The 18,157-nt window shown below is 64.7% G+C and carries 18 protein-coding genes; 10 read left to right on the top strand and 8 right to left on the bottom strand.

Going from position 1 to position 18,157, the window contains the following annotated elements:
- Nucleotides 1-111: 111 nt before the first annotated feature.
- From BEP24_RS05425 to BEP24_RS05400, 6 genes are all read left to right on the top strand, one after another.
- On the top strand, nt 112-396 hold the full coding sequence (locus BEP24_RS05425; protein WP_216093108.1) for a DUF4190 domain-containing protein: 285 nt from the start codon (nt 112-114) through the stop codon (nt 394-396).
- Between the two features lie 6 nt (nt 397-402).
- Nucleotides 403-1,266 (top strand): DUF3592 domain-containing protein, encoded by an 864-nt coding sequence (locus tag BEP24_RS05420; RefSeq protein ID WP_065961127.1) that lies wholly within the window; start codon nt 403-405, stop codon nt 1,264-1,266.
- Entirely contained in the window at nt 1,241-1,651 is a 411-nt protein-coding gene (locus BEP24_RS18170; protein WP_083230110.1) for an SH3 domain-containing protein, read from the top strand. Before BEP24_RS05420 ends, BEP24_RS18170 begins: the two co-directional genes overlap by 26 nt.
- 4 nt (nt 1,652-1,655) lie before the next feature.
- Entirely contained in the window at nt 1,656-2,153 is a 498-nt protein-coding gene (locus tag BEP24_RS05410; protein ID WP_065961120.1) for an RES family NAD+ phosphorylase, read from the top strand.
- Nucleotides 2,154-2,374: 221 nt separating this feature from the next.
- Nucleotides 2,375-3,793, top strand: coding sequence for an MFS transporter (locus BEP24_RS05405; protein ID WP_083230109.1), 1,419 nt, complete (start codon nt 2,375-2,377; stop codon nt 3,791-3,793).
- Between the two features lie 1,028 nt (nt 3,794-4,821).
- On the top strand, nt 4,822-5,529 hold the full coding sequence (locus BEP24_RS05400) for a hypothetical protein (RefSeq protein ID WP_216093107.1): 708 nt from the start codon (nt 4,822-4,824) through the stop codon (nt 5,527-5,529).
- A gap of 261 nt (nt 5,530-5,790) precedes the next feature.
- Here BEP24_RS05400 and BEP24_RS05395 read toward each other — a convergent pair whose 3' ends face one another.
- The 4 genes from BEP24_RS05395 to BEP24_RS05380 form a co-directional block, all read right to left on the bottom strand.
- A complete protein-coding gene (locus BEP24_RS05395; protein WP_083230108.1) occupies nt 5,791-6,753 on the bottom strand; it encodes an AraC family transcriptional regulator in 963 nt (320 codons plus the stop codon).
- Between the two features lie 407 nt (nt 6,754-7,160).
- Complete coding sequence (locus BEP24_RS17425; protein WP_171898729.1) at nt 7,161-7,331, bottom strand: hypothetical protein; 171 nt, start codon at nt 7,329-7,331, stop codon at nt 7,161-7,163.
- 71 nt (nt 7,332-7,402) lie between these two features.
- On the bottom strand, nt 7,403-7,711 hold the full coding sequence (locus tag BEP24_RS05385) for a hypothetical protein (protein ID WP_065961112.1): 309 nt from the start codon (nt 7,709-7,711) through the stop codon (nt 7,403-7,405).
- 194 nt (nt 7,712-7,905) lie between these two features.
- Nucleotides 7,906-8,307 carry a GNAT family N-acetyltransferase gene (locus tag BEP24_RS05380; protein WP_065961110.1) on the bottom strand — a complete coding sequence of 134 codons (402 nt, stop codon included), beginning with the start codon at nt 8,305-8,307 and terminating at the stop codon, nt 7,906-7,908.
- A gap of 367 nt (nt 8,308-8,674) precedes the next feature.
- On the opposite strand from BEP24_RS05380, the gene BEP24_RS05375 reads away from it, so the two are divergent.
- Nucleotides 8,675-8,977, top strand: a complete 303-nt coding sequence (locus BEP24_RS05375) for a hypothetical protein (protein WP_065961109.1) — start codon at nt 8,675-8,677, stop codon at nt 8,975-8,977.
- A 482-nt stretch (nt 8,978-9,459) separates the two neighbouring features.
- On the opposite strand, the gene BEP24_RS05370 is transcribed toward BEP24_RS05375, so the two are convergent.
- The 3 genes from BEP24_RS05370 to BEP24_RS05355 all read right to left on the bottom strand — a co-directional run bounded on the left by BEP24_RS05370 (nt 9,460) and on the right by BEP24_RS05355 (nt 14,692).
- Nucleotides 9,460-10,512 (bottom strand): BLUF domain-containing protein, encoded by a 1,053-nt coding sequence (locus BEP24_RS05370; RefSeq protein WP_065961105.1) that lies wholly within the window; start codon nt 10,510-10,512, stop codon nt 9,460-9,462.
- A 603-nt stretch (nt 10,513-11,115) separates the two neighbouring features.
- Nucleotides 11,116-12,432, bottom strand: a complete 1,317-nt coding sequence (locus BEP24_RS05365; RefSeq protein ID WP_083230107.1) for a cation:dicarboxylase symporter family transporter — start codon at nt 12,430-12,432, stop codon at nt 11,116-11,118.
- 1,219 nt (nt 12,433-13,651) lie between these two features.
- Entirely contained in the window at nt 13,652-14,692 is a 1,041-nt protein-coding gene (locus BEP24_RS05355; protein WP_065961181.1) for a PDDEXK nuclease domain-containing protein, read from the bottom strand.
- A 116-nt stretch (nt 14,693-14,808) separates the two neighbouring features.
- Between BEP24_RS05355 and BEP24_RS05350 the strand changes: the two genes are divergently transcribed.
- Complete coding sequence (locus BEP24_RS05350; RefSeq protein ID WP_065961100.1) at nt 14,809-15,156, top strand: Lsr2 family protein; 348 nt, start codon at nt 14,809-14,811, stop codon at nt 15,154-15,156.
- A 123-nt stretch (nt 15,157-15,279) separates the two neighbouring features.
- On the opposite strand, the gene BEP24_RS16445 is transcribed toward BEP24_RS05350, so the two are convergent.
- Nucleotides 15,280-17,004: an ATP-dependent endonuclease gene (locus BEP24_RS16445; RefSeq protein ID WP_171898730.1), complete on the bottom strand. Its 1,725-nt coding sequence runs from the start codon at nt 17,002-17,004 to the stop codon at nt 15,280-15,282.
- Nucleotides 17,005-17,653: 649 nt separating this feature from the next.
- Between BEP24_RS16445 and BEP24_RS18125 the strand changes: the two genes are divergently transcribed.
- Nucleotides 17,654-17,788, top strand: a complete 135-nt coding sequence (locus BEP24_RS18125) for a hypothetical protein (protein ID WP_290439173.1) — start codon at nt 17,654-17,656, stop codon at nt 17,786-17,788.
- A 140-nt stretch (nt 17,789-17,928) separates the two neighbouring features.
- A partial coding sequence (locus BEP24_RS05345; RefSeq protein ID WP_065961096.1) for an IS3 family transposase occupies nt 17,929-18,157 on the top strand: 229 nt, incomplete at its 3' end.

Below are 18,157 nucleotides of genomic sequence, written 5' to 3'. Positions count from 1 at the left end.
GCGGCTCCCAGATTATGGATGGAAGCGCTTACAAAATCGGCGCTCTCGCCACCCGAAGATAATTTTCGAGACAGTTCACGAAAAAAACAGCGGTGCGATACGGTCCCGGCCGTGACTTCTCAGCAGCCCATCACACAGCACTCGTCAACCGCCAAGCACTCCCCTACGCCGCGAACCAACACGCTCGCGATCCTGTCCCTCGTGCTGGCCTTCTTTGCTCCGCTCATCGGCTTCATCTTGGGCTTCGTCGCGCTCTCGCAGGTGAAGTCCCGTTCGGAGAACGGCCGGGGACTTGCACTGGGAGCAGTGATCGTCGGTGGGGCCATCACCGCGCTGTACGTGGTCCTGTTCATCGCAGTCGCCGTGATCGGTTCCTCGACGCCGGCTCAGTACTGATCGCCCATGAGCACAACTGATCCGGCGGCCGCGAGGCGGAACCGCGAGGCCCGTCAGCGTGGCAGTGCCATCGCACTGACGATGACACTGGTCGGCGCGGTCCTCGTCGTCGGTGCGGGCACGGTGTCCGGCTACGCGATCGGATCGTTCGCCGGCGTGCTCCGGGAGATGCAGCTCAACAGCGTCTTCTCGCACTCCCCCGACCCGGAGCATCCATGGTGGGCAGCACCGACGGCCGTTCTCGGATCCGTGGTCGCCGTGGCGGTGTACTCGCGATGGAACCACCGCTTCACCGGCAGGTCAGCAGACTTCGCCGGCACGGGCCCCGGAAGCCTGTGGCTGATCGGCGCCGCCGCGGGACTGTGGTGGACCACCACCGTCCTCTGGGCAGCCCCCGATCGCATCGGTACCGCCGTCGACCCGGAGTTCGGCCATGACACGGCGTGGGGAATCGGCGCGTGGGTCTGGTACGCATCCGCCTGGTGGCTCCCCGCCCTGTTCACCGCACTGGCACTCGCAGCTCTCCTGCTGGGCACCATCGGCCGCCGCGGACGTCGTGACCGGCGCGGTCGCGTCGCAGCGCTCCTGTCGGCTGGACACCGGACTCCCGGGACCGTCACCGCGGTGAGCGGCACAACGACCCCGGATGCGGCGCTCACGCTCCTCCGCTGGACCTTCACCTTCACCGACGCCACGGGTAAGGCTCGATGGGTCGAGCGCACCAACGGATTCCCCCACGGCTCGGCCCCAACGATCGGTGCAACCATCACCGTCCTCTACGACCCGATGCACCCGGCGGACAAGCGGTCGATCTTCGCTGCCGTGACCGGCGGTGACAGCCCTGATGACTACCTCCGGCCCGGGATGTGACCACGTGCAGGACTGCCCTCATGCGCCGCTCTCGACGCCCTCCCACCGCAGGGTGCGCGCTGATCACACCGTCCCCGATCGAGCTCCGCACCGGTTTGAGGCGGGGGACACCGTCGCGGTCGGCAGGCGCGACACCGAGTGGCCGGCGTTCGTGTTCGTCACCGCTCGGCACGGAAGTGGGTGGGTGCCCGCCCGTCACGTCGACATGACGAGCTCACCGCCCAGAATGCGCACTGCATACGACACGCAGGAGATCTCGGCCTCCGAAGGGGAAGTCGTGCAACTGGTCCGGGACGATCCCGAGAGCGGTTGGGTGTGGTGTCGCAAGGCCGACGGACACGAGGGGTGGCTCCCTCACCGGACCCTCGAGCTGAACCGAGGCTGATGCGATGAACAGCGCCGATGCGATCTTCGCTCCTGTCGTCCGTGGGACGTTCTACCGGGCCATCGACCCGCGCTTCACTCAGTTCGCGATCGCCGGGTCACGCACGGCAGGCCGCTACTCACGAGCAGATGAACCCACTCTGTACCTGAGTTCCTCGGTCGAAGGCGTCGACGCGGCGCTGATCGCCCACAGGGACGCCAGGGCGAGCGCACTCGAGATCATCGAGCTCGACGTCGAAGCAGCCGGCATCGTCGACCTGCGGGACCCCAACGCCCTCGAACGGATCGGAATCGACCTCGCCGACGCGATGGCGCCCTGGCAACACCTCGCCGACGCCGGCGGCACGCCGGCGTCCTGGTCGGTGCGCGATCGTCTCATCGAGGTCGGAGCGACCGGTCTGATCGATCCCTCGAGGAAACGACCGGACCTCTGGCATCTCGTTCTCTTCCGCTGGAACGAACCGAACGCCCCCACCGTGCGCCTCCGAGAACGCCACCGCTGACCCCCCACCTGCGGTCAGCCTCCTGCGCAGAGGACGCGACCAACCGCCGTTCCAGCACACACTCGGATCAGGGCCAACCGACGATCCACCACCGGTTCGGGGTGCTCCCAAGGTCGCGAACACCGCACCCACGCCGAGATCCCCGGCAACCACATCGTCTTCCGAGATGCCGTCGCACGCGTTCTTGATCTCAACCGTTGTTGAGATCATACGGTGACGGCATGACCACCCCCTCCGGCGACGAAAACACCGCGTCAGCGCTCTCCGCACCGAGTCCCGAAGGCGCCCAGCGGGAGATCGGGGTGTTCGACCCGCAGTTCCGATGGGTCACGATCGGCATGTTCCTGTTGGTGCTGCTCGACGCTTTCGTCGCCCTGGCTGTTTCGACGATCATGCCAATCATCAGTGCTGAGCTGGACGGTGCCGGGCTGTACGCGTTCGCGTTCGCCGGTCCTGTCGCGGTGAGCGTGGTCGGGATGGTGCTCGCTGGCATCTGGTCCGACAGGGGCAATCCGCTTAGTGCGCTCATCGTCTCCGTGGTCGTCTTCGCGGCAGGACTCACAGTGGTGGCGCTGGCGCCCAGCATGGTCGTCTTTGTCAGCGGCCGGTTGGTGCACGGTTTGGCTGGCGGTGCGATAACCGTGGCCCTGTACGTGATCGTGGCCCGCATCTACCCGCAGGCCCTGCACGCGAAAGTGTTCGCTGCCTTCGCCACCGCCTGGGTTATCCCTTCGCTCGTCGGTCCGGTCATCGCTGGCGTGCTCACCGAGACGGTTGGGTGGCGGTGGGTCTTTTTCGGAGTCGTGGCGCTTGTCCTGCTGGCGATGCCGTTGGTCGTCGCCGCGTCACGCGTTGTGCAAGGACCTGACGAGCGGGCCTCTATCGGCCGCTCGGAAGTCGTGCGGCTCGGCCTGGCCATGCTCACGGCGTCGTCCGCGCTCGTGATCACCCTTGCCGCGGAATCGCGCGGGCCGACGCAGTGGCTCGTGCCGTCCCTCGCAGCCGTAGTCGCGATGATCGCCCTTCGCCCACTACTACCGGCTGGAACACTCCGTGCCCGTCGCGGCTTACCGAGCGTCGTACTCAAGCGCGCCCTAGTAGCCGCCACCTTCTTCGCAGCGGAGGTCTACGTGCCGCTCCTGCTGGTTTCCCACTACGGCACGTCAGCTGCCCTCGCGGGCGTGGCGCTCACGGCGGCTGCCCTGAGCTGGTCAGCAGCATCTTGGGTGCAGGGGCGGTTTCCGACGATCGGCCATGTCCTCGCAGCCAGGATCGGCACCGCAAGCCTTGGAACCGCGGTTGCATGCCTGTTCGTGACGGCGCTCACCAGCGCGACGCCCATCGTTGTCGTGGTCGGTTGGGCGTTCGCCGGAGCCGGGATAGGGCTCATCTACCCGCGGCTCGGCGTGCTCACGCTCGGGTATTCAAGCAAGACGAATCAGGGCTTCAACAGCTCCGCGCTGACCATCGCGGAAGCAACCGCATCGTCGATCGTGCTTGCAGTCATGGCTATCGTCTTCGCAGCGTTCGGTGGTGCTGCATCGACGAGCGCGTTCGCGGCGGTTTTCGCCCTGGCAGGAGCACTTTGCGTGCTCGCGTGGTTGTGCGCTCCACGTATCGTGCCTCGCGCTACCCCATGACAGTGCACGGCCGTGACGCCCCAGGGCGTCACCACGCTCGATCGGCGGAGGCGCTGGGCATCGCTCGCGGAGATGGTCGTCAGGAGCGGCTCGACCCACCCACGTCGAGCTGACCCCACTGGGTCCCGGTCATTGTCGTGATCACTACCTGCGGCCTTGCGGTCTTCGACGTCCGATCAGTCGGCACCGCACCGATCCCTGACAGCCTTCGGCCACCTGTGGACAGTCCTCCTGGCGAGGATCTTCATCGCCGACCGGCCTTCTGGATGACAGTGCGACAGCGACTAGTATCCAGGCCCAGCACGTAGTCAGCAGATTCACCGACGACAAGTCGCTACCCCTGGTATTCCTCCATGCGCGGGCGAAGCCACACGCATTGCTATCAACCCCATACGCAGCACTTGACGTCCACTGCAGCAGCAACACCCACCATCTGCGCTCCAAAGAAATATGCGGGACGCCGACTTTGTACTGGGAAGCCCACATCCGGACATAGTTCATCAGATCCGATTGATTAGGCGGAGAGTACTGTCCCGCATCCGGCGATGTTGCACAAGACGGCAAAAAGGAGGACAAGGTCTCCCCGCTGCCTCCCAGGACGAGGCCGCAAGGGCTCCTCATCGGGGGAAACGCGCCGCTGGTGCTGGGCAGGAATCGAGCGTGCCCGCCAAGAAGCGGTCGTCCGGCTGCGTTTTTATGGCCAGGTGACGGTACGCAGTCAGCCAATAGTCGGAGGCGGTACAGCATTCCTACCGTGCAATAGTGGGGCATCGAGTCGCGGCGACTGGGGCCACATCGCCGGATTCGATGTCATCAGGGGACGCGACAAATCGTGGATGTTCGTCTACGCTCGCAGCATGTTTGGGAACTTGAACATCGTTGTAACGGTCGTTGTCCTCGTCGTGGTCGTGGCGCTCATCTCGTGGGGGGTGCAAGCGCTTGTCGCTCGTCGACGTCGCTCGCTTGATTCGCACGTGAACGAATAACACGTCCATGGCTGAAACGGATTATTCCTCAGGAGGGGTTTCATGCCACAAATTGCTCAATTCAAGAGTCTGGTCTGCGCGGCGGTAGCCGGGGGCGCACTGCTGGGCTCCGTGCTCATGGGCGTCGCACCCGCGAGTGCCTCCGAGACGAAGCTCCTGACGGCGTCACAGGAGGCGACCGTCAGGGCGACGATGAACGGTGCGAACGTCAGCGCTGACGTGCAGGACCGCCTCATCGCAAAGCTCAACGCCGGCCAGCCACTGGACTCGCAAACCGATGCGACGCCTGTCAGCACGAAGAGCGAGAGCCTCCGCGAGGGAGGCACCCGGTCGGTCGAGGTGTTCGCCGACGGATCGCAACGATGGGTTGAGTCCGACGCAGTGGCACCCGCGTCGACAGGAAGGCCGGGCGGTGTCACAACGCTGGGGCTCAACCCGTCGAAGACGGGGTGCAAGTCCTCCGGCGGCTGGTACAACAACTGCAAGATCGGGATCTCCGACTTCGTCAGCAATGCCGGCTTCTACCTCGACTACACGACCAACAAGATCCGCGACGTCCGCGGCGCGTACTGCAACAACTCGGTCGGCGACGCCTCGTGCTCGGCCAAGCTGCGCCGGGCAACTGCATCATCGGCGGGCCCGGCATGGGCGGAGCTGACCTTCAAGGCCGGCATCGGCCCGATCGGCAACGTCGCCTCCGGCGCATTCGGACTGCGCGTCAGCGGGAGCAGCGCATCCGTCTACGGATGATCACGCATCGCTGAGTGAACGGTCCCGGCCCTCACGGCCGGGACCGTTTCCTCATGCAGCGATCCCAAATTGGGCAAGTGGGTCGAGAGCATCGGCTTTGCCCCGTCGTGCGCTGTCCGACCGGTGAGCACTCGCGAGACAGTCTTGCTGCGAGAGTCCGGCCAGTCGGGTAACGTCTCGTCCCTGACTGCGTCTCTATCGCGCATGAATAGCCCGCCGGCGGAGCCGACGTGTCGCGATTCCAGCGGGTGCCTGGCCGGACTAGCGCCGGAGCGTGTCGCGGGGGTACTCCCCGAAGCGACGCAGGTACTCGCCGGAGAAACGTCCCATGTGTGCGAAACCCCATCGGCTCGCGACTACCGCGACCGATGTTGCAGCCGGTTCGGATCGGAGAAGCTCTTCCTGGACGCGGCGAAGCCGGACTTCGCGGAGGTACGCCATGGGCGTGCGACCGAGGTTTCGTTGGAAGGTTTCTTGGAGTCCGCGTGCACTGAGGCCGGCAGCTTCGGCGATGTCACCGACCGAGAGCGGCTTGCCGGCATCCGCATGGATCACGTCGACTGCGGCTCGGAGCCGAGCGCTTCGTGCCTCTCCGTATCCGGCCGGTACGTACTCGCCGTGGAAGCGGTACATGCCGAATAGGGATCGCACCACGCTCCGTTGCGCCTCATGCCAGGCAAGTGACTGCGCCCCCTCAGTGCGAAGGACCCCCATCGCGGTCGCCACGGATTCCCGCCACAGCGCCACAGCGGCGTCGGTTGGCGCTGTTTTCCGGTCGAACGCGAACGTTCCATCGACAAGGTACCGTTCGGCGGCGACGTCGAGGACGAGGTTGCGGTTCAGGTGCACGATCCGCTGGTCCCAGTCCTCGTACTCCATCTCGAATCGCTGCTCGATGGGGAACAGGACGGGAACCCCGGGTTGCATGCGCATCTCGTCCCGGCCAACGTCCACGCGGGCGCTTCCCGAGTCGATCCACTGCACGACCACTTCACCCTCGACCGCGACATCGCCGCGGAGGGTGCCGTGCATTTGGGAGCGGCGGATGCTCATCTGGTCATCGCCCACCGCGACGTACTTGTACCAGTAGTTCGAATCGACGGGAGCTGCGTGCCAGGTGCGACCGGCGTACATTCCGGCGAGGTCATCGATCGCGCGGCCGGTATCCGAACCCGCGACCGCCACCAACGGACGCAGCCCAGCAGCCGGGCGTTCGTTCGTCATGGCTGCTCCCGTCGGACGTGGTGCACTCTCCGACTGCTCGAGCGTCACATCTGCTCCTGGCCGGAGGGCAGGGCATCATGAGCGCGGCAGCCGCCGAACCGCAGCGCAAACGGGGTGCGGGGTGTCCCCTCGAGTTCGCGCACGGAGGGGTAAAAGAGTCTTGTGGCGGCCACCTGAAGACCGGCCTTCCGTGAGGCTTTAAACGCCTCCTCGCTACCGAGCCGTCCCGTTGCGCCAGCGCTCCGCATACCGCGGAGGCCATCGTGACGACGGGATCCCAACCCGACCCGGCCTATCCAAAGTACGTTGGGATCTGACGCACCTCAACCGTCGGCGGGCCCACTAGCCGCACAGCGTTACGGCTCCCCCTTGGTTCGCGCGGACCGCGCCGAAGGGCGGACTCCGCGCTAGTCGTCGTCGGGGAGGTCGCGGTCGTACTTCGCGGCGATCTGCGCACGAGCCTCATCCGGCGTCAGTGTCCCGTCAAGTACTCGGCGCGCCCGTGTGAAGGCATCCGCTGCAACACCCGCCCCTTGCACTCGCAGCGCAACCTCCAGAAAGGTCAGCTCGTCCTCCACGCGATGCCGACGCTCCCCATCCGTCATCGTTTCGTCATCGTCATCGTCATCGTCATCGTCATCCCGGAGCGTCACATCGGCGGCCGAGAGCGCGGGACGACAGCCTCTGCGAGGACGGCGACGATCCGGGTACGTAGCTCAGCGACGAATGCTCGATCCTCGGTTTCCAGCAGATCGTCGGGCGCCGGTTCGCTCATGAGCGCGATGCCAGAAGCCAGCAGGATCCGGACCGATGAGGACAAGCCGCTGTAGTCCGATGTGGGGACAGTCACGACGTCGCTGAGCCGACTCTGGCTGAGCGCAGCCGCGTACTCCAGGATTGCGTCTGCGACGGGATCACTGACTAAAACGGAGGTATACCCGTAGATGAGGTGCCGCATGAGTGCTCCTGACCAGCCAGTGGCTGCTCCGGAGGTTCCGGTGTGGCTGACTCTCTACTGCACTGTAGGCGGCGGCGCCTGAGCCGAGCGCAGACCGAGCACCATCCGTGTGACGCCTGTCAGGGCGCGGGGAGGTCACCAAGCCGCATCGCAGCAGGAGGAAACCGACCACGTCCGGCCTCGCGTGGGATCGACTACCGGGCGTCGGAGAGGTCCATGCCCGGCCCGGACTCTGGGCGACGTTCGAAGCCGTGGCGCTCATAGAAGCGCGCCCGACCGCGGGCGGCGAAGAGTTGGACGTCGTCGACACCGCGGCGCCGTGCCTCGTCGACGAGGTGCGCGAGGATCGCTCCGCCGACCCCTGTCCCGCGGGCCCGCTCGGTGACGATCATCTCGGTGACGAACGCGTGCAGTGCTCCGTCGCTGATGAGCCGGCCGATACCGACGAGCGATCCGGCGTCGTCACGCACCGCGCAGACCACCCAGCTGCCCGCCAGCGCTCGCTCGAACAGCCCGAGATCCCAGTCCGCCCACCCGGTTTCGTCGTAGAGCGTCTTGAACTCCAAGGCGGTCGGCGGCGAGAACGAGTACTCCATCCTGTGACGGTACTGCTAGCGGTCTTGATGGCGACTCGTTGTGATGAAGAAGCTGTTGGTGATGTGACCCTCTTGATCGAGTCCGCGGAAGACCGGGGAGTCGCCCAGCTACGGTCCCAAGCCAACGGCTTCCATCACCGTCTCGATAGCCACCCCCTGTTGGACGGGCGTCGAGCGATGTATCTGCATACCAGCCCGGATCCCGGAGACTGTGACGACACTTCGATGTCGATCGGTTGCGTAGCCGATCACGGTGGGACAGCTCCGTCACGCTGCGGGCAGACTGAGTTTCGTGCAGCCCACACCGAAAACCGACGTCATCGCAGCGCTCCTCGACCTCACCGGGCAGGGAGCGCACCCGATTGCCATGACCGCAGATGGCGACCGCATCACGGGCACCTGGTCGACGAACCTGTCGGGGCAGCCCGCCGGCGACGGTGGCATCACCCTCCTCGGCAACGCCACCTGGAGCTGGCACGTCACACTCCTCGACGGGGGTCTGTACAAGGCGTCGATGAGCTCGAGGAACTGGCCCGACGACGGCGGGTACTTCACCTTCAAGTCCTCATGGGTTGCCGACCCGATGAAGCAGGTCCTCGCCGACCACGGCTGGCAGCGTCGGAAGAACCCCTTCGCCCGCGCGTGGGGAGCACTGACCGGCCGGCACTGAGGGCGATTCCACCTCATCGACGCGGCCGGCGGCATGGACGACGCTGCTCTGCTGCTGCACACTCCGTGCCGACGTTCCGCGTGCCGATTCTTCCTACCCTGCTGGTATTTCCCGCGGGAGGGGCAGACGGACGCGCGGCGTCATGAGGTTCGGCCCGGTGTTTGCTGAGGGACGAGAAGTGTTCGGGTCACTCCGCGTCCCTCAGCGCAAGTGCTTCCCGTCCCCTGACACCACTCCATGCAGACGCAGTACAGCCGGCACACCCTTGCTCCCGGACGAGCTGGCACCGCGCATGGCGTGGTCCAGAACCGTCCGCTGGTCACGCTACTGATTCGCACACCCGACGTCGAGGATGCGTCACAAAGTGGACTATCTGCTAACAGTCGGGGAGCAGATGCAGGTCCGCTCGTGCCGCCCGACGCCCCAGTGACGCACCGACGGTTCCTCTGACTCCGGTCTGCGGTACGGGTGGCCCTTTTCCGCTAGCGGGGTTCAGCGACGGGAATGTCCCAGTAGGTCGGCTGCTCGTACTGCTCGGACCAGCCGCGTCGCATCCGGCTTGCTGCGCGATCGAACGCGTCAACGAGGTCCGTGTCCGCTGTCAGCATCGCCTGCAACCGTAAGCCGTCGTAGAGCGCGAGGAGCTGCTGTGCGCCACGGACCGGGTCCATCGTCTCGGGCTCCCGGCCAGCGAGAACATCCGCTGTCAGGCCATCACGGATCGACTCTCGGAAGCGCCGGTAGATCGAACGGTAGTAGTCCGCCCCATCGACTGTCGGGTCTGCCGCGGACACGAGGCTATGCGCCAGGAGCGCGACGAGGCCGGTCTCCTCAGCCTGCGCGGCCAGAAGCGCATGCAGGAACGCGACTGTGCCCTTCTCAGCCATCAGCGGCACAAGCGGCGCCGCGATCGCCTGCGACCACCGTTCAACCGTCGCTGCGAGCAGGGCCTGCTCCGTGGGAAACAGCTCCCGGACCTGCGCTGGCGACATTGCCGCGTGCGCGGCGGCGACATCAATGCTGAACCGCGAGACGCCGTCATCGTGCAGCGCCAGGATCGCGCCGTTGATCACGCGTGTCCGTGGCGTTTCGTCCTCGTCTGCTGTGCGGCTGGTCAGCGGGGCCAGCGGGTGTTTCCGGAACCACTCCAGCAGCCCGCGCACGCGACTGCGGGCTGCTGTTGCTTCAATCGGCCGTCCGGGCACAAAGAGGTCGGTGAAGCCCGAAACCTGTTCCATCAGCGGGTCGATGGGTTGGAACGCCATCGACCAATCCGGGAACGAGCGCGCCACGATCTGCTCATCCATCAGAACGCGGACATTGGTGTGCCGGGGGTCGGCGCGGACCTGCTCGAACCGTGCTCCGACGACAGCGTCATCTCCCTCGAGGATCCCCAGACAGTTATCGCCCTTGTGCGCCAGTATTCCCGTGACGCCGAGGCTGGTGTTCCGTTCCCGACCGACCGCGAGGATCTGCGCGAGCTCAATGTCCGTGATCGGACGGGTCTGGGTGCTGGTGTAAACGATCGAACGCATCAGCGTTGCTCTCCCTGCCGTGGCGTGATGTCCTGCAGGTGAATCGTCTCAGCTGCTGACCGACAACTCCCCACGCAGCTGAGCCAGGAGTACCACCGCCCGCTCTAGACCGACCGCCACGCCGACCGTGTTCCTTCGTTCGTGGCGCTGAAGCATCGTTGGCGTCGCGTCCGGCATCGTCGTGACGTTCGGTGCGCTGACTCGGCTGAAGCGCTGACCGCTCATGTGGCGCGCAGCCCTTCGCGGAGGCGAACGGCTGCAGTCGACGAAGAATGGCGTCCGGCCCTTCAGGCGCCCGGACGTCACCCGAGCAGCATCGTTGATCAGGATCCCGATGGCGTTCTGCCCCGGTAACCATCCGCGGCTACGCACAGTATGCAAGCTCACAACGGATCCTGGCTTGTGGGATGCCGAACGCCAAAAGAGGAGTGAAACTCGACTTGTCGGGACTTGTTCGGGTCTTGTCCTGGCGGGGGGTGCCGGAACGATCAGGGCCGACACCCCTCCTCTATCTCGAGCTCCCCAGCCACACCGCAGATGCGGGGGCCCACGGAACTCAGACCGGCACACCGCCGCTCCTGGTCCTGCCTCTGCTCCTGTTGCCTACTGCTGCCGCGCGCCTGCTGCGGCGAGGGGACGCTGGGCTGGGTGGAGCGCTTCGGATGCCGCGACGTGGTCAAGTTCTCCTTGCCACCGCGCGACGACGAGTGCGGCGACGCAGTTGCCGAGCAGGTTCACGCTTACCCGCATCGAGTCCATGATTCGGTCAGCCCCCAACAGCAGCGCAACGCCCGCGACCGGGAAGAGGCCGAGTGTCGTCGCCGTCGCTGACAGCGCCAGGAACGACGAGCCGGGCACACCGGCCATCCCCTTCGACGTCAGCAGCAGCACCCCGAGGGCTGCGACCTGCTGTTCCAGCGTCAGCGGGATCCCGAACGCCTGCGTGAGGAACAGCAGCGAGATGGAGAGGTAGATCGCGGCGCCGTCGAGGTTGAAGGAGTAGCCCGTTGGCACCACTAGCCCCGCGACACTGCGGGATACGCCGACCTCGGTCAGCCGGGTGATCATCCGTGGCAGGACCGCCTCGGTTGACGCTGTCCCGAGTGCGAGTCCGAACTCCGCGCGAGTGTGCCAGACGAACCGCCAGATAGGCACGCCGGACAGGACCTGTCCGACGACCAGCAGCAGGAGGATGAACACGGCCGCGGCGCCGTAGCAGGCGGCGATGAGCCACCCGTAGGAGCTGAGCGTCGCGAGCCCGTACTGTCCCACTACGTACGCCATCGCGCCGAACGCACCCAGCGGCGCGAGACGCATCACCCAACCGAGGATTCGGTAGACGACCTCGAGGCAGAGGTCGAGCCCGCGAATGAGCGGAGCGGTGCGTTCCGGGCCGATCGCAGCGATCGCCGCGCCGACGAACACTGCCGCGACCAGCACCTGCAGGATGTCGTTGGTCGCGAACGCGTTGATCACGCTCGAGGGAATGAGACCCAGAACGAACTCCCCCGGGCTCGGTGCAGCAGCGTTTCCCGTCTTCGCCGTGACGGCGGATTCGTCGAGTGTGGACGGGTCGATTCGTAGCCCGCTGCCCGGGGCGACGAGATTGCCGACGACGAGGCCGAACACCAGCGCTGCGGAGGACGCGAGGACGAAGTACAGCATCGCTTTACCGGCGACCGCACCGACTGCACGAAGGTTGCCGACGTGCACAATGCCGGTGATGACCACGATGAAGACCAGTGGTGCGATCACCATCTCGATCAGGCGGATGAAGCCCTGCCCCACCACGTTCAAGGCTGGCGCAGCGGCAGGCGCGCAGACACCGACGGCGATCCCCGCCACGACGGCGACTGCGATCTGCACGAACAGTGAGCGGTACCAGCGTGTGGGGATCCGGTTCGACGCAGCGAGTTCCATGCCTCCAGCACACCGACAGCATGTTTCCGCTGAGTGACAGCGACGTACCAGCGGTGTTCCGCGCGAGTGCTGGGGAACGCGACACCGTGGTCCGCGATGTGCTCTACACGGTCGAGGCGCGCTGCTCTTCGCCTCCCCGAACGGCCTCACACCCCGGTTCGACGAAGTCGACGGCCCGGAGCTCGTCGCCATCGACATGACGAAGTCGCACGCCTGGGAGGCCTCCACAGGCGCCGCGCTCGAGACGACGTTTTACCAGCACAGCAAGTGGCTCGAGATCCGCGGCATGAAGAACACCAGCGAAGCTTTCCACGACCGCCTCTCCGGAAACCGCGGCGCCGGCCATTGGAAAGCCCCTCCGCCTCGGCCCGGCCCCAGGGACACCGAGTGAACGGCAAGGGTCTCGCGTTGTGTGAGCCTCATTGGCTTGGGTAAGCACGGGATGCCGGCTCTGCACTAGAAGCCGGCATCCCGAGGTGCTTGATCAGACCCGAACTGGTCAAGCGTCACCAACCCTGTTGCACTTCCTCAGGCGTCGCAAGACGGCCAAAAAGGGGACACCAACTGGCAGTCAGCGCTGCATGGTGGGTCTTCCCAGCTGGTCATCCGGAAGAGTCCTGGCACCGGGCCCCTCCCACTAGCCGGGACACCACGCCACTGTCCCAGTGAAGCCCGCCGCGGAAGCGGTCCATACCGAACAGGGATCGGACCACTCGTCGCGGTCCCCACGGATCCCCGCCATAGCGCCATAGCGCCATAGCGCCACAGCGGCTTCGGCAGGAGCTGCTCCCCGGTCGGGCGTGCCACAGGCCCGCTCGCACCTTCCCGGCGATCCACCGCGCTCGTTCGTGCGGGACCCCGATGAGGGGCCTGGCCACAACCCGAATGCGGCCAGACACCCACATCGGTGCGACTTCCGGCTGCGCGATCGTTTCGACCGGGCCAGGCGCCACTCACGATTCAACCATGTACCCCGCGGTCCGGATACGCCCCCAACGTGGGGAGAACCGTCGTTCTCACTACCGGCCCAGTCACCAGGGTTGCGGCATCACTCTATGGAGCTTCGCCACCCGTCGGTTCGGACTTGTCGTCCACAGCCCCACACCGGCGCCCGTGCAGAGCGAGCGGTCCCATCTGCACAGGTCGCGCGGAAGGCTAGCGCTTGTCCCGAGAGAAGGTGTCCGCTGTGGGCTGCCGCGCCTAGTTCCTACATGCCGGGTCAGTTACCGGTGCCGCTGTTGTCGTTTCGGGCGTCGTGAAGCAGGTTGGTGAGGTCCGCCTCGGACGGCAGTGCTGCCCGCACCGACGGGGGCAGGAGGTCGTAGCTGGCGACGCCGATCGGGGTCTGCTGCCCGGCGAGGGAGTACCGCACGACCGCGTCGTTCTTGTCCGCGACCAGGAGCAGCCCGACCGTGTCGGCATGCTGGGTGCGGCGGAGCCGATCGTCGACGAGGGCGACGTAGAAGCCGAGCTGCCCGAGGTACTCAGGCTTGAACTTCCCGGTCTTGAGCTCGATGACGACGTAGCGGAGCTGCTCGACGTGGAAGAAGAGCAGGTCGACGTAGAAGTCGTCGCCGTCGACGTCGAAGTGCACCTGCCTGCCCACAAACGCGAACCCTTCACCGAGCTCGCGGAGCGTGTCGATGATCCGGTCGACCAGGGCCTGCTCGAGGTGGCGTTCCTTCGCGTCGCCGTCGAGGGCGAGGAAGTCCAGCACGTACGGATCCTTGGTCAGCTGCTGCGCAAGGTCAGAGTCCCCCGCCGGCAGGGTCGCCGGGAAGTTCGACGGTGCCGCCTGCAGCCGGGTGTGGGCGCTGGTCTTGATCTGGTGCTCGAGCACGTTCCGCGACCAGCCATGTGCCGCCGCTTCGTGGGCATACCAGTCGCGGAGGTGGTGGTCATCGAGCCGGTCCAGGAGCACGGTGATGTGACCCCAGGGCAGTTGTCCAACAGCCTGTTGGACAATCGCGTCCGCTGACCACTCTCCTGCGAGCCTCCGCATGTAGAACAGGTTCGCTCGGGAGAAACCCTTCATGTCGGGGAACTCTGCCCGCAGGTCGGTTGCAAGCCGGCCGATGACGTTGCTTCCCCACCCTTCTGTCTCCTGGCGCTGCAGGATGGTGGCGCCGATTCCCCAGTACAAGCGCACGAGTTCGGTGTTGACGCGCCGTTGCGCGGTGAACCGCGCATTCCTCACCTGCTGCTTGAGTTCAGCGAGGGTGGCGGCGTACCCGGACGGTATTGGCGTGGACTCGGTCATCGCATCCATTCTGCCGTGCGGAACCACATTCGGCTGCCGTCGTCATGGTGCAGAGCTCGGGAAGCTTTTTGTGCCACAGTAGGAGCGCAATCCCTTGAATGAAAGGCGGCGTTCCTATGGCGCAGAAAGTCACCACGCACCTGGTCGATGACCTGACCGGCGACACCATCGACGAGGGCAAGGGTCGCACCGTGTCCTTCTCGTTCGATGGCAGCCACTACGAGATCGACCTCTCCGACGACAACGCTGACGCGCTCCGCGAAGCGTTCTCCGACTACGTCGCCGCTGCCCGGAAGGTCAGCGGCGGCCGTCAGGCACGCAGCGCCGGCGGCAGCACGGCGAAGCGCGGCAACTCCGACGAGCTCGCGAAGATCCGCGCATGGGCGAACGCGAACGGGCACGAAGTCTCGAGCCGCGGCCGCATCAGCCAGGCAGTCCGCGACGCATACGACGCCGCGCACTAGCTCAGAGCACACATCCCCGGGCTAGGCTCGACTCGAGCACCGCTCGCCCCGAGCTCCGGCCGGACCGTCACGACACTGACGGTCCGGCCGCTCTCGTTGTGCCGCCGATAGCGGGCTCTTATGTCAATTCCTGATCTGCCGACGAGAGGCGTACGCACTCACCGAGCGTATGAAGTCGCTCGCTTCACCTTCGCGCGCGAAAGCCTTCACCTCAAGAACAGAGCGGAGCCATCGAGCCTTGTTCGCAGACGAATACTCGGGATGAAAGCCTTCTAGTTCCCCGACTGGAACTAGAAAAACCCCATGAGACCGCAACGTGGTGTCGAGTCTCGAAAACGCGTTGAGCGCATCACCATGTAGCATCGGGCTACCCTGAAGCTTGAAATCTTTCCAGCCCGAGTGACTAGCAAGCGACTTGTTTATCTTGCCGATCAAACCCGATGTGACGTCACCCGATGCGACGGCGAGTAGCTCCCTGATTTCTGCCGCCGCGGCAGTTACCGACTTCTTTTGATTCCTGTCTTTGATGTATGCCGTAATAATATTACGGTCACGTTCAAGATCGACTTTTTGAGCCCCTGCCGCCTGAACGATTCGCCAGAATTCCTGGTCGTCCTGGAGAAGATCGATGTCGAGAATCGCGGCGGCCGGAACCTCTGTACGTCGGAAAGCTTCAAGGGCGACGTGAACCCGGGACTTACCGCCTGCGTGCGTAAAGTGCAGGCCTGAATCTATACCCTTCTTTCGATCGACGGCATCGAGAACTGCGCGGTAGTAGGTGCAGTCCGAATCGGACTCGCAAATAACGACACCTCGCACAAATAGGCCATTCAACATGTCGTAGTATTTTATGAGAGGATCGTCGTAAAGATTTTTTACGTCCTCCGGCTCAAGTTGTGCGACCGACGCAATATTCGCTTCGCGCGTGAGGCGGACAACAGCAACCCTCTGGCCATCGCCACTCGTCATGCCCGCAACTACATCCTCGCTGTGCGTGGAGACGATCACCTGCGTGCCGGTGGCTTGCTGTTCAGCCAAGAACTGACCCAGCAATCGGGCTTGCGGGGGATGCAGGAAAGCTTCGGGTTCATCAATCAGAACGATGGGATGTGATCCCGCAATAACCGAAAGCGCCATCCCAATAAACGCTTTGAAACCATCCCCTTGCTCGCCTATTAATGGAAGACGACCAAGCTCCTCAAGGTACTCGCTAGACTGCGGGGCTTCGCGCTCGGCCGATCGAGGTGCTCCAACATGAAGGTGAATTTGGCTCCCGGCATACCTGTTCACAGTTAGCGGGACACCAAACGCCTTGAGAGTCAGTTCACTCAAAGTAGCTTCAAGGGCTCGATCGGCATAAAGCCGCTGTACTACCGTCGACGGCGACTCATGGAGCGCGTCGTAAGCAGATGCAGAATTAGCCAGATGCAAGCGATTGCTTGCATCCATGAAAATACTCACGTAAGAGGCCAATGGCCCAAAGCCAAGACGAGAGTTCCAATATTGGGAAATCTGCGATTCCGTCACCACCTGCCCATTTGAAAGCATCCAGTGGTCTTGATCCCAGTACCCGCCATTGTAGGACCCAGCCTTCCGGTGCGTAGCATTAGCATCAAGCCTTCGCCGAAATTGCACAAAGGCGTCCGGGGTTTCATCCCCTATAAGGTCATAGGTTTGAATGAGGCGATGATCAGATATTGGGCCTTGATACGGTTCCCTAGCGAACGCCTGCTGAATCTCGCGCAGAAAGGTACTTTTTCCAGCATTATTCGGGCCTACGACTGCGGTAATCGATTCCGAGATTGACACTTGTGTGCCATTTGTGAGAGTCACGTTCTTCAGCTTCATGAATCTGCTCTCCTCGACGCGATCAACCGGTGGTCGCATCCGATTGTTGCTCAATATGCTACCGAAGGTCATGCCGCTCTGGGGCGTTGCCACCGCCGCCGCTGCCGCTGCCGCTGCCGCTGCCGCGTAAATACTCGCTGTGGTTCTAGGTTCCACGGATGGGTTCCTCAACACATCTACTCTTGAACTTAGGGGCCGTGCACCAACCGCAGGCCGGCAGCGGTCCGCGGCAGCAGCTGCGCCGCGCGCCGGGGCGCCGGGGCGCCGAGGCGCCGCCGTTACAGACGAGTTGCTGCCTGTCGACGTGATGTGATTCTGACGGCGAGGATGATGCTCAGTGCGATTAGTGTCAGGGCGGCGCAGATCAGGAAGATGTTCCGGTAGCCGCCGATGACCGTCGTGAGTGCGATGAGCCCACCCGAGGCAACTGCCTCCCACACGTGGCACGTTGGTGAACAGCCCTGATGCCAGTCCCGGTCGGGGGGTGGCCTCTTGGAAGAGTGTCAATCCGACCCCGGCAATGACGGCGAAAGGGACTGGGTGAGGATGCCAGTCGGAGTACGCCATAGAGCGGACGACCGGCCAGCTAGCTAGCTAGCTAGCTAGCCCGGGATATCTGGTGCTACCCCCGCTTGCGAGGCGTAGCTCCGTGATCGAGATCAAAGTCGAGCGCTTGAGCGTCGGTCCAGATGGCGGTGAGCCTAGCGAGCGCGGCGTCGACGGCAGCGTCCGCGGCACCGAGCTCGATGTAGGTCTCTTGCAGCGTCAGCGCGTCGAATCGTGACGGCTGTCGCGCGATTGCGCCGACGGCTTCCGCGACTGAGCCGTCCGCTGCTGCGGCACGTCGACTCGGGAGGGACTGCTGCAGGTTCGGTTGACTCCTGAGAGGTAGGGGCATTGGCTCCTGCTGGAAGGATGTGCGCCATGGTGAAGGCGTATCCGGAAGAGTTCCGCCGTGACGTGATCGCGGTCGCCCGGAAGGGCGAGACGTCAGTGCGGCAGGTCGCGAAGGACTTCGGCGTCTCCGAGTCCTGCCTGGCCCGCTGGTTGCGCCTCGCGGACCGTGACGACGGCATCGGGGTCGCAGAGCCGCCGTCGCTGAAAGCGGTGGAGCAAGCCGAGCTGCGGGAGGCGCAGAAACGGATCCGGCTGC

The organism is Curtobacterium sp. UCD-KPL2560, from assembly GCF_001705035.1.
Classification (GTDB): domain Bacteria; phylum Actinomycetota; class Actinomycetes; order Actinomycetales; family Microbacteriaceae; genus Curtobacterium.
The sequence above is the reverse complement of the archived record's forward strand: the minus strand, read 5'-3'. Positions and strand labels throughout refer to the sequence as shown.